9 protein-coding genes, 1 tRNA gene and 1 pseudogene are annotated in these 12,008 nt (G+C 45.4%); 3 read left to right on the forward strand and 8 right to left on the reverse strand.

What is annotated here, in order from left to right; all coding sequences use genetic code 11:
* Positions 1-715: 715 nt before the first annotated feature.
* Positions 716-1,261: an RNA 2',3'-cyclic phosphodiesterase gene (thpR, locus tag J7K41_04280; protein MCD6549893.1), complete on the forward strand. Its 546-nt coding sequence runs from the start codon at positions 716-718 to the stop codon at positions 1,259-1,261.
* Positions 1,262-1,303: 42 nt separating this feature from the next.
* On the opposite strand, the gene J7K41_04285 is transcribed toward thpR, so the two are convergent.
* The 8 genes and pseudogenes from J7K41_04285 to rpoH all read right to left on the reverse strand — a co-directional run bounded on the left by J7K41_04285 (position 1,304) and on the right by rpoH (position 10,486).
* Positions 1,304-1,921: a 30S ribosomal protein S7 gene (locus tag J7K41_04285; protein ID MCD6549894.1), complete on the reverse strand. Its 618-nt coding sequence runs from the start codon at positions 1,919-1,921 to the stop codon at positions 1,304-1,306.
* A gap of 9 nt (positions 1,922-1,930) precedes the next feature.
* Positions 1,931-2,359, reverse strand: coding sequence for a 30S ribosomal protein S12 (locus tag J7K41_04290; GenBank protein ID MCD6549895.1), 429 nt, complete (start codon positions 2,357-2,359; stop codon positions 1,931-1,933).
* Between the two features lie 100 nt (positions 2,360-2,459).
* A complete protein-coding gene (locus tag J7K41_04295; protein ID MCD6549896.1) occupies positions 2,460-2,891 on the reverse strand; it encodes a NusA-like transcription termination signal-binding factor in 432 nt (143 codons plus the stop codon).
* An 18-nt stretch (positions 2,892-2,909) separates the two neighbouring features.
* Positions 2,910-3,206, reverse strand: coding sequence for a 50S ribosomal protein L30e (locus J7K41_04300; protein ID MCD6549897.1), 297 nt, complete (start codon positions 3,204-3,206; stop codon positions 2,910-2,912).
* A gap of 81 nt (positions 3,207-3,287) precedes the next feature.
* Positions 3,288-4,316, reverse strand: coding sequence for a DNA-directed RNA polymerase subunit A'' (locus tag J7K41_04305; protein MCD6549898.1), 1,029 nt, complete (start codon positions 4,314-4,316; stop codon positions 3,288-3,290).
* Positions 4,317-4,337: 21 nt separating this feature from the next.
* On the reverse strand, positions 4,338-6,902 hold the full coding sequence (locus J7K41_04310; GenBank protein ID MCD6549899.1) for a DNA-directed RNA polymerase subunit A': 2,565 nt from the start codon (positions 6,900-6,902) through the stop codon (positions 4,338-4,340).
* A gap of 10 nt (positions 6,903-6,912) precedes the next feature.
* A pseudogene (locus tag J7K41_04315) lies at positions 6,913-10,188 on the reverse strand (DNA-directed RNA polymerase subunit B).
* Positions 10,189-10,258: 70 nt separating this feature from the next.
* Positions 10,259-10,486, reverse strand: coding sequence for a DNA-directed RNA polymerase subunit H (gene rpoH / locus J7K41_04320; protein MCD6549900.1), 228 nt, complete (start codon positions 10,484-10,486; stop codon positions 10,259-10,261).
* Positions 10,487-10,712: 226 nt separating this feature from the next.
* On the opposite strand from rpoH, the gene J7K41_04325 reads away from it, so the two are divergent.
* Both J7K41_04325 and queA read left to right on the forward strand, forming a co-directional pair.
* Positions 10,713-10,784 (forward strand) — tRNA-Asp (locus J7K41_04325).
* Positions 10,785-10,888: 104 nt separating this feature from the next.
* Positions 10,889-11,911 carry a tRNA preQ1(34) S-adenosylmethionine ribosyltransferase-isomerase QueA gene (queA, locus tag J7K41_04330; GenBank protein MCD6549901.1) on the forward strand — a complete coding sequence of 341 codons (1,023 nt, stop codon included), beginning with the start codon at positions 10,889-10,891 and terminating at the stop codon, positions 11,909-11,911.
* The last annotated feature ends 97 nt before the right edge of the window (positions 11,912-12,008 follow it).

Here is a 12,008-nt window from a genome sequence, read left to right on the forward strand (position 1 = left end):
CCTTATACTCATCCAAAAGGATTTTAATTCCATTTTTATAATCAATATCGATCATCATTTTACTTCACTACCTCCCTACAGTTATTTCCCCGCCCAATTTTCCGATCAACTCCTCAAGGTTTTCCTTTGTCATTTTCACTCACCCTTTCTTTTTCAAATAACCTTTTTCAGATAAATAAGCTAAAACAATATTCCTTATCATCTCTGAATCCCTTTCTCCAATTTTTCCTTTAAGCTTTTTTCAATTATTTCCCATGCTCCTAGAATACTAACCAATACCTTTTCATTTTTTCGTCATCTTCTTTATAAAATTTAGGTTACTCCAGTAACTCTCCAAAGCAATAAAACCGAAAAATTTCAAATATTTGTATGTTCTAAATATATACCACAGAAGACCTGTATGTCAAAAATGATAATAAATGATAAAGTCATAGTTACTGTTTTAGGCCAGTATTTGATTTAGATATAGAAAACGGTTGGGAAGATATTTGATAAGGGGAGACTACTTACCATCAATTAAGTTCATAGGTCCTCTCTCACTGAATCGGTCGCACTATCCCGAAATTATTTTCCGTTGAAAGAGGGCAAGAAACGTTGTGATCACGGCGAAGACCGTCTATCTCACCGAACAACTGTCCGCTCTTCTGTAGATGAACGATGGGAATGTTTAATAATCCCAACATGCAATAAGGATGCATAAGGGGTGGAAAACATCATGAGACTGTTCGTAGCGGTAAATGTACCCGAAGACGTTAAGGAAAACATCGTGAAAATCATCCAGGAGTTACCGAAGGACCGTATCCGTCCTGTATCGAGAGGGAACCTTCATTATACGCTTGAATTCTTGGGCGAGGTGGATGAGGATAAAGTGAACAGAATCATCGATGCATTGGAAAAGGTTACTCAAGAACCGTTTGACATTGTTGTAAAAGGCATCGGTGTATTTCCATCTCCGAACTATATCCGTGTTATATGGTTGGGTGTTGAAAGAAGCGAAGATATAACCTCGCTCGCGCACAAGGTCGAAAACGTCCTGAGACCGCTGGGTTTCAAACCTGACAGACCGTTCTCACCGCATCTCACGATAGCACGGGTGAAATCAAAGGTTAACATTACGGACCTTTTGGAGAAGTACAGCGAAACCGTATTCGGCAGGTTCATCGTTGACTCGTTCTCTCTCATGCAGAGCACGTTAACGCGTAACGGACCGATATACCGAGAAGTCAGAAACTTCCCGTTGTTAAAAGATACCCGGTTGTAAAAAAAAGAGAAAAAATTTTGAAGCGCTGAAAAGAAAAACAGATTATCTGGCGCTTCGAGCCATCCGTTCGATCTCGTCACGTTTCTTTATAGCATAGGATTTCTGCACGTCTCCGGCTGCTGTGTATATTATCTCATCCGCCAGAGCCTCTGCCAACGTTCTCTTTTTATCAAAGGATCCCATGATAGCCGCCAACGCAATGTTACGCAACGCCACATCAACCCTTCTCGAAGGAGAGATGTCAACCGCTACCTGATATGATACACCGCCCATAGCCACTCTGGTAAAATCTTCCCGTGGCGCAGAATTCTCTATCGCACGAACGAGCAACTGGATCGGGTTCTGCTTTGTCCGTTTATGGACGATGTCGAAGGCCTCTTCAACAATTCTTATAACCCTTGCCTTCTTACCCTGCAACTTACCGTGCGTTCGTATAACCTTACCGCCCAGCTTCTCACCGGTTCCACCACGCATCAGTTTGTTAACCAACCGTTCAACGATGTTCACGTTAACCTTTTCGAACCGTTTTTTACCGTGTCTACCGTGGGAATGAGGTATGTATACGGGTGTCAGATTGATATACGGTTTGATGGAGAGATCAGTAACCTCAATGTTATCGAAATCATATTTACCGAACAGTTTAGGGTCGGACATCTGCATTCACCCCGTTTATCTTCTAGGTTTCTCTTTCTTACCCTTCCTCAGCATCTGGAGGTCCACACCGTTTACCTTGATAACTTTGTACCTGACACCTGGTATGGAACCCATCTGTCCGCGCTGCGAACCGCCCAATCCTTCTATGATGACTTCATCGTGTTCATCGATATAATTTATTGCTTTATCACGCGGCACATGAGCGGTAACTACTTTACCGTTCTTGATCAGTTGGACTTTAACGCATTTGATCAAACCCGAGTGCGGTTGTTTCTGTTCTAACACACGTTTCTCCAACACTATACCCTTACCCTGAGGCGCACCTTCCAAAGCATCGTACTTCTTCCACAGTTTAAGCGCTTTACGTTTCCATCGTTTACTGAGACTTCTGAACCTTTTCCTACGTCGCAACAGATCCAACCCTGCAAACTCTCCTTTACCCAAACGGATCACCTTCCGAAAAGACAGTTTTATTTAAACACAAGTGGAGATTATTTATACGACAGATTATTTAAAAACCTATCGCCGAACATTGTCCGTCTTCTCACCCTTTGGACAGTATCTTCATATCGTATCCGAACCTTCTGATCAACACTTTACGCAGTGTTTTAATCTTCTCGCCGTTCCGACCTATCACAGCACCCCTGTCTTCTGAGCGCACCGTCACATAGGCCATTGGTATGTTAGGCCTATCGTGGAGGGTAATGTTAAGAATCTCTATTTTAGGAAACATATTCCTTATGAATTCTTCGATGGAATCCGCATCTTCGATAACGATAACCTTCTTGTTCCTGAACGCTGTTCTCACACGGTTTATGTTGGCGCCTTTTCTACCGATCGCCTTACCGAGTTCCCCTTTTCTAACTATAAAAACAACCTTGTTATCTATAAACACGCAATCCTTAGCAAGAGCACCGGTCAAACTTTCAAAAAGAGACATGCTCCTCAGTTCGTCAGCGGTCAATTGCACGGCCATAGAACCACATTGAAAGTTCTATTTGTAGATGTTAAGGATCTCGGAGTCGCCCGGGTCGAGTATCGTTAACGTACTGATATTGAACGGTTTACCGCATGCTTCGGCAAGTTCGTCGTTATCACCGTCGAACACAACCGTTTTCACACCCGACAACCTTGAGTAGTATTCTATATCATTCCTTATATCCTTCGGACAGTTTTTAGCGATGATTATAAGTTTACAATCCCCGTGCATAGCATGTTTCAACGCCTTTCTGCTACCGAACTCTACTTTACCTGTATCGACAGCCATGCGAATTGCTTTTACGATATCCATACGACTTCACCTTTCAAATTCCGACGATTCGATACTTGCAACAACAATTCTGTTATTTAACATAACAGCTCATTTTAAACATTACGGTTCATCGGTCTTTTCCTGAACCAACATCGGATAGTTAAGTTTGAGTTTGACACGTCCAGTACCTATGGGAACTGTTTGACCAACGATGATATTTTCTGTAACACCCTTCAACTTATCCTCAGCGCCTGCCACTGCCGCATTGACAAGATGTTTAATCGTTTCCTCGAACGCAGCACGCGCTAGTACACCGGCCTTTCTACCGCTTAACCCGTGACGACCTACCGGCAGTATAGTACCGTCCTGAGTCATCGCATCGGCAATCAACATAACGTGTCGCACATCCAACGCCAGACCTTGCATATCCATGACCTGTTTAAGTTCCTTAATTATAAGATTTCTGGCTGCTTCTATCCCGAACACTTTATTCATCTCATGAATATCATTGGTGATGGTACGCGAACTATCCACTTCATCGCATTTTATCACTTCTGCGAGGTTGGTACCGGTTGTCCTGATAAAGTATTCGTTACCTTCCTTGACGACCAACGCCTTTTCGATACCCTTTATCCCTTTAACAAACAGGTTATGCAGTTTTATGGATAATGTCCGGAGTTCCTTATAGGTTGGATTTTCCTTGTTCAGTTTGACAACCACCTTATCATTCTTCGACCTGATCCGCACACCACCGATCTTCTTGATAGATTTTTTAACTTCATCTATATCGATTTTACGGATGGCAACCTCATCCTCCTTAAACCTGACAAGTATCCTTTTATTTTCAAAATCCTCTCTTATACTTGCAATATCTTTAAGAACTGTTTGTTCGAGTTTCTCTGCGATTTTGCTTGCCTTTTTCTCATCCGTAGAATAGGGTTTCTTCAGATAGACGTTCATCAACCCCTTCTTAGGTTTTTTACGCGCATCGACGATTTCTATAACCCTTGGTAAACCTGTCGGCACCTGTTCAGCCACACCCGCATAATGGAACGTTCGCAACGTCATCTGAGTACCCGGTTCGCCCAGACTTTGAGCAGCCACAGTTCCTACGGCTTCACCGTAAGCGATCATATCCTTTTTTCTCATCACAACCACCCACAAAAACATTTAGACGGACGATGTCTCGGTATCATCCTTTCGCGGACCCATCTCGATATGCACCTTAGCACTCGCATACATCGGATCCTTACCATCGCCACCGTATATGAACTGAACAATGTTACCCGCTGCATCACGGACGGTAAGGTCGTTCTCAACGATCAGGTCTTGGAGACCATGGATCAACCGACGTTGCATATAACCTGACCTACCGGTTCGGATAGCCGTATTGACCAGAGATTCCCTACCTCCCATACATCCGAAGAAGTATTCGATCGGGTTCAACCCGTGTATAAAATTATTTCTGATGAACCCTCTCGCCTGGGCGCCTATGTTACCGCGTTTGAAGTGAGGTAGCGTACGTTTGTAATACCCGCGCGTCAAACGTTTACCGCGGACGGACTGTTGACCTACAGCACCGGTCATCTGTATCACGTTGATCATACTACCCCTTGCACCGATCTTAGCGAACACCACTGCCGGATTCTCTTCACCTAGAGCCTTTGCAAGCACATCACCCAACTTATTCCTCGTTTCGGCGTTGATACGTAATATGTTATCCTCCAAAGTCTCGCGCAACGTCATACCGGGCGCGCGTTTAAGCGTTTTGTTTTGATACTGAAGTATCACTGCATCGATCTTTCTAATCCCTTCATCGATAATCTTGTTACATTTCTCTCGAACCTCTTTAGGTAGATGGTACTCTTCCAGTGAGATGGTCAATCCCTGATAGGATAGAACGTCTAAGAATGCACGTGTCGACAAATCGATGAACGTCTTAGCAGCTTCGCTCCCGAGGGTATGGAAGATCGATTCGACAAGCACACTCGCGTACGTTTTGCTTTCCAAAGCACCTTTAACGAGCATCCCGTCAACAACTTCAACCTCGCCCTGCGGAGCAGGATAGAACTTCGTTCTCTCCTTGAACGATATCTCCTTAGGGATCAGTAGGGATGCCAGGAACTTTCCTGAATACCCTTCCTTCCTGTCCGGCGGAGGCATCTTTGTAATACCTATCCTACCGAGGAGGTCTGCAAACTCGCTCCTAGTAAACACCGTCTCATCGAGTGTTGTGTAATAAGCGGCAGATATATGGTCCTCATTAGGTGCGATGATAGCATGTCCGTGACGCGGTGAGATGATCTGATCATGAACAGTCATCAACACATCCGCTTCCACACGCGCCTCAACGGTCTGTATAGCATGAAGGTTCATCTCATCGCCGTCAAAATCCGCGTTGTACGGTGGACAAACAGCAGGATTAAGTCTGAACGTCTTACCAGGTAACACACGGACCCTGTGACACATCATCGATATCCTGTGTAACGACGGTTGTCTGTTGAACAGAACGATGTCACCGTCGATCAACTGACGTTCTATCGTGTAACCTTCAGTCAACCGTTCAGCCAGTTCTTCCTTCAGATTTTCTTTCACCCTTATCCTACGACCTTCTGGAGTGATAATGTACAGGGCACGTGGATAACTGTCGGACAACACATACCGTTTACACTGTTCTTTGTTCCATGTGGTAACCGCTATCGGAACCGTTAACTCTTCAGCAACTTCGTAGGGTACGCCTACTTCGTCTATGCTTATGTTGGGGTCTGGCGAAACAACCGTTCGCGCAGAGAAATTCACGCGTTTACCGGACAGATTGTACCTGAACCTACCCTCTTTACCCTTCAACCTTTGGGACAACGTCTTAAGCGCGCGACCGCTCCTATGTCTTGCAGGGGGCACGTTACTCAACTCGTTATCAAAATACGTTGCCACATGATACTGAAGAAGTTCCCATAGGTCTTCGATGATCAGTTCCGGTGCACCGGCATTGATGTTCGCTTCCAACCGGTGATTGATACGCATGATGTCCACGAGTTTATGTGTAAGGTCGTCTTCACTACGTTCACCGGTCTCTAAAGTGATCGAAGGACGCATCGTAACAGGAGGAACGGGTAACACGGTCAATACCATCCATTCAGGTCGTGCATAGACCGGGTCAAACCCCAGAATTCTGAGGTCTTCGTTGGGTATCTCTTCCAACCATTCCCGAATCTCGCTCGGCAACATGACACGTTTATCGTAGTAGAACGTGTAAGGTTTGAGCAAAGTGATGTTGGGAAGTTTGGCACCGCAATGCGGACAGGTATCCATTTTTTTAAGTTTAGGTTTGATCATCGTTGTTTCGGTACCTTTCTTACCCTCCTCTTCAATATCCCGACGAAGTTTCTCAAGTTCCTTCTCGCTGACGAGTACGCGTTTGCATTTGGGACATGTGGACCTGAGAACATAAAGTATCGTTTTAGCAAAAGAAGGGTGAACAACAGGTCTGACGAGCTCTATGTGACCGAAATGGCCCATACATTCTCCCATCCTGCCCCCGCATGTCCTACATTTTAACCCAGGATCGATCACACCCAACCTGAGGTCTACCAGTCCGCCTTCTATCGGATACCCGTCCTCGTTGTAAGTATCCGGAACAGTTATCTTAACAGCAGACATCTTCCTGATCATAGCAGGTGACAACAACGAAAATTTTATCGAATCTATAACCATCTCGGTTTCTCCAACAACCATATTATCCCCCTCATTCACCTTTACTCTTCAACCTCAACCTGGGTAGTATTCCCAATGCCTGGATCTCATCCAACAGAAGTTTGAAAGCATAACTCACTTCAACTGCATGTACATCTGTGCTACCGCACAACGGACAATAAGCCCTTCTCTCAGCATAATCGTAGACCGCACGAGCACCGCATTTATTACACACGAGTATATTCGTCTTATCGCTTTCTTCAAGGAGACGTTCCTTGATAAGCATCGATGCACCGAAACCGATCAAACAGTCACGTTCCATTTCACCGAACCGTAACCCACCTTCACGTGCACGGCCTTCGGTAGGTTGATGAGTAAGCAACTGAACCGGCCCGCGGGATCGTGCGTGGATCTTGGTAGCAACGAGATGTCTGAGCCGTTGATAATAAACGATACCTACGAACACGTCCGCCTTCATCTTCTTACCGGTGATACCGTCGTACATCGTTTCCTTACCGTACCTGTGATAACCGTGTTTCTCGAGTATGTCTCCGTAATCCTCCTTGTCCTGCCCTTCAAACGCTGTGCCGTCCATGAACTGTGCAGCAAACGCGGCTGCCTTACCGCCAAGCATATCCAAAAGATGACCCGCGGTCATACGGGAAGGTATAGCATGCGGATTCAGTATGATGTCTGGCACGATACCTTCCTTGGTAAACGGCATATCCTCCTGAGGAAGGATCAGACCGATCACACCTTTCTGACCGTGACGGGACGCGAATTTGTCACCGATCTCTGGAGGCATCACTGTTCTGACCCGCACCTTCACCATTCTGTCACCGCCCAACGTATCAGTAACGATTACTGAATCGACTATGCCCTTCTCACCAGAGGGTAGAACAAGGGAGTTCTCACGCTTTTTCTCTTCGATAATACCGAAAACAGAAACCTCTTCCAAGAAACGGGGCGGCGAAACCTTACCCACCAGAACATCACCGCCTTTGACAGAGATCTCTGGTGATATGATGCCGTCATCATCCAGATACCTGTAAGCCTCCTCTTCACGGTATCCGGCTGTGTTAGGAGTAGGGATACAGAACTTGTCCTTCTGACCGCCGGGATACCTTCGTTCCTCGGTCGTGTAGGTCTTATAATAAACGGTTCTGGCGAGACCTCGGTCGATAGCATTACGGTTGATGATCAACGCATCTTCCATGTTGTATCCCGAGTAACTCAATATCGCAACCACGAAGTTCTCGCCCGCAGCATGCTCTTTAAATCCCAGGGCTTTGTATGCGCGTGTCTGAACCAAAGGCTGTTGCGGGTAGAACATGATATGTGCCAATGAATCGGTCCTTAGATTGTAATTGGTAGCATATATGCCTAACGATTGTTTAGCCATCGAACAAGCCATGGTGTTACGAACAGACAGATTATGGTTCGGATAAGGAAGTACGTTCACCACTACACTGGCAATCGTGACCGGATCGAATTCCAGATGTGTATGCTCTTTGGTTAACTCGTCTTCGGATAAAGCTATGTACGCTTCCTCTTCCTCTTCAGCGTCGAGGTATTCTATGATACCGTTGGCTATCAGGTCCTGCCATGTTATATCGCCCGCTTCAACCTTTTCCTTTATCTCGGGTGTGAGCCTGCTTTTACCGTCTTCAACGACTATGTAGGGACGACGTGCACGGCCCCGATCACTGTTTACATGGACGATACCCAACGTCTTATCATAGTAGATATTTATCTCTGGAGAGATCTCGTTTCTCCTCCGTTTGGCACGGAGTTCGCGACACAACGCTTCCGGATCCTCATGAAACCCGATGAGTTTTCCGTTAAGATACACCGCAGCTTTACCCACGAACCATCACCTTCTTCAGAATTTAACACCTAACGAACGTAACGTCGTTTCAACGGACTCTTCCTCCTCACCGACCGTAATGTTAGCGAGTAATGCCAGATTCTTTACAAGACCGCAACTCGGTCCTTCCGGACTTTCATTTGGACACAATTTACCCCAGTGTGTACCGTGGAGGTCGCGCGCCTTGAAATGGGGATGACGTTTGCTCAAAGGCGAGATCACCCTTCTCAGATGAGACATTGAAGATAGGAAACTCAACCTATCCAAAAGCTGTGACACGCCCGTTTGACCGGCAATCCAGTTACCCGTTGCCATGGCATACCTGATCCTGTCGGTAAACGCGTCAGGTCGCACAAGGTTCTGAACTACCAACCGTCTCCCGCGGGCCTCCGCTCTGCTCGCCTGGTAAACCATGTCTTTAACAAGAAACTGGAACGCGTACCTGAACAACTCTTCCATCAATGTACCGCTCAATTTGATCCGTTTGTTAGCATAATGATCTTTATCATCGGGCGGTAACACTCCGTGTTCAACGAATACGGTTTTCTCAGCCATCTCTATAAGGTACCATGCCTTACTTTTCCTGTGTTCGCTCGTAGTACCTATATGGGGAAGCAGATAGGTATCCAACAACATGTTCAAACGGTTTTCGCGATAGGTTTCAGGTTGACCGGGTGCAACACGTTTACCAAGATATTCCAAAGCTTCTGCAGTGTCCTTAGGTTCGCACATCTCAAGGTTAAAGAGGACCGTGTTTCTGATCAGGTAATGGTCCGAGAACGCATCTATGATCTCTTGATCACTGTTGAACCCGAGAGCCTTAAGAAGCACCATCAGGTTCACTTCTCTCGGTAATCCCGGAAAATCCACCATCAACGATCCGTCACGTTTCAATTCGAAAGCGCATCGCGCCCTGAACCCGTTCCGTGTCGAAAACACTTTAGCAACAGTCGTCTTATCGGCAGATTCCTTGGTCACCATGATACGGTTAGGTGCCAGGTCCTCTATCCCGACAAGGACCTTCTCGCTACCGTTGATGATAAAGTAACCGCCGGGGTCGTAAGGATCTTCACCGGCTTCGATCAGTTCGCTTTCGGTCATACTGTCCAGGTAACACAATTTCGATTTGACCATCACTGGTAATTCGCCTATGAACACTTCCGAGTACGTGCGACGTTCTACACCGTTGAAAACCGGGATGATTTCCATGAATATGGGCGATGCGTAAGTCAGATTCCTTATTCTCGCTTCCATCGGCATAATTTTACGTCGTGAACCGTCCGCTTCTACGACCATCGGCCGCTCGATCCTTACATCTCCGAACTTAAGTTGAAACCCTTCAACGTTTGTGTTTACGATCCCCACTTCGTTAACGATCCGTTGGATTCCCTTTTCCACAAATAGATTGTAAGAATCTAAATGTTGGGTCACTAAACCATGTTCTTTAAAATACAATTCCATCAGGCCCAAGGTATCACCTTTTTTTTAGGTTTTTAAAACTTAAATTTTCATATGAGAGATAATCCACAGATTATTTTCTCACTACACGGTAAACTACGTGCCTACCGGTGGGATCATTTCTCGTTATCTTTATAATATCGCCGGGCTTGGCTTTGATACCGAACAACGCCAGTGCCGGGTCGTTCTTCTTTATCTTCGGGAACAGATTCTTATCACCGTACTTCTTAATAACCTTTTCAGCTTCTTCCTTACTCAACAATTCGTGAATCGGCACCAGAACATGGTGGAACTCCTTCACTGGTCCTTTCTTTTTAGAGGTTTTACTCTTCCCCTTATTATTCTTTGATTCCTTTTTAGAAGACTTCCTTTTATCGGGATCTTTATGGGTCACGGCATATCACCTGGCAGATAAAACATTCTAACCTTAAAAACGCTGGTCTATAACTTTATATCTAGAAACATTTAAAAATTTTCTGTTGCAACAGTTATAATCTATCTTCTGCGTACGTTCGAGGTAACTGTGTGCCCCGGTGGTGTAGCGGTTAGCATTTCGGCCTGTCGAGCCGGCGACCCGGGTTCAAATCCCGGCCGGGGCGTCTTTAAATATCTTCTTACTTGAAACAGAGCCGTAAGAGAATTTTTCGATCGTTCGAAGTGCTGGATTATGTTTTTATATCTGAAGATTCTCAAATAAGAAAACATGTCCTCCCTAAATGATTACATGTACAATCTGCCAAAAGAATTAATAGCACAACAACCAAGCCATCTTAGAGAAGAATCACGATTGCTTGTCTACCACGTTAATGAAAGAGAGATCGAACACCGAACCTTCAGAGACATTACTGAATACTTGGAAAAAGGTGACATGGTCGTAGTGAACAACACCAAAGTCCTGAAGACAAGGCTCGTTGGAAGAAAAGCCACCGGTGGCAGAGCGGCCATAACTATCGTAGCACCTTTAGGAAACAGACGATACGATGTGTTCGTTCGTTGTAAAAACCCGAACATAGGCACAGAACTGTTGTTCCAAGAGGGGCTGGTCGGAAGAATAGTTGAATCAGGTATTGAAGGCGAACGTTTTATTATCGAATTCAATTATTCCGATGAGAAGGTAAAAGAGATTATAGAAAAACATGGTGATTACACATTGCCAGGGTACATAAAGAACTACGATTACGATAGGAAACGGTACCAGACGGTGTTTGCCAAAAAAGAAGGTAGCATAGCCGCACCGACAGCAGGGTTACATTTCTCTAAGGAGTTGATCGCACGGTTAAAAGAAAAAGGTGTAGAGTTCGCAGAAGTGTGTTTACATGTTGGGATAGGCACATTTCAACCGATAACAGAAAACGATTACACGAAACATAAGATGCATTCCGAAAGGGTTGTTGTTGATGAAGCGACCGCGCGCGCCGTGAACCGGCGGTGCGGTCGCTTGATTTTAGTAGGTACAACAACCCTCCGTGCACTCGAGACGGCTACCGACCAAAACGGTATCGTTCATCCGTACAACGGGGAGACCGACCTATTCATATATCCGGGATACAGGTTCAAACTGAAGTTTGATGGTCTGATCACCAATTTTCATCTGCCCGGGTCAACGCTTATTCTGCTCGTGGCAGCCATCATCGGGGACGATTGGAAACGTGTTTACGAAGAAGCGATATCCAAAAGATACAGGTTCTATTCCTTCGGCGATGCGATGTTCATAAAGAAATATTAGGCGCTGTTTCAAACTGAATGTGAACAAAAATCGACCGCCGTGCCATTCCGAAATTATTCACCTCTCCTAAAAAAGAAAACGTGCTAAATACTGAACG

It is taken from the genome of Candidatus Micrarchaeota archaeon, assembly GCA_021163225.1.
GTDB lineage: Archaea > Micrarchaeota > Micrarchaeia > Anstonellales > JAGGXE01 > JAGGXE01.

Coding starts and splice junctions, on each gene's coding strand:
- J7K41_04300 (MCD6549897.1), bottom strand. CDS start 3,206: ATGGATATCGTAAAAGCAATTCGCATGGCTGTCGATACAGGTAAAGTA.
- J7K41_04305 (MCD6549898.1), bottom strand. CDS start 4,316: ATGAGAAAAAAGGATATGATCGCTTACGGTGAAGCCGTAGGAACTGTG.
- J7K41_04295 (MCD6549896.1), bottom strand. CDS start 2,891: ATGGCCGTGCAATTGACCGCTGACGAACTGAGGAGCATGTCTCTTTTT.
- J7K41_04285 (MCD6549894.1), bottom strand. CDS start 1,921: ATGCAGATGTCCGACCCTAAACTGTTCGGTAAATATGATTTCGATAAC.
- queA (MCD6549901.1), top strand. CDS start 10,889: ATGTCCTCCCTAAATGATTACATGTACAATCTGCCAAAAGAATTAATA.
- thpR (MCD6549893.1), top strand. CDS start 716: ATGAGACTGTTCGTAGCGGTAAATGTACCCGAAGACGTTAAGGAAAAC.
- J7K41_04310 (MCD6549899.1), bottom strand. CDS start 6,902: ATGGTTGTTGGAGAAACCGAGATGGTTATAGATTCGATAAAATTTTCG.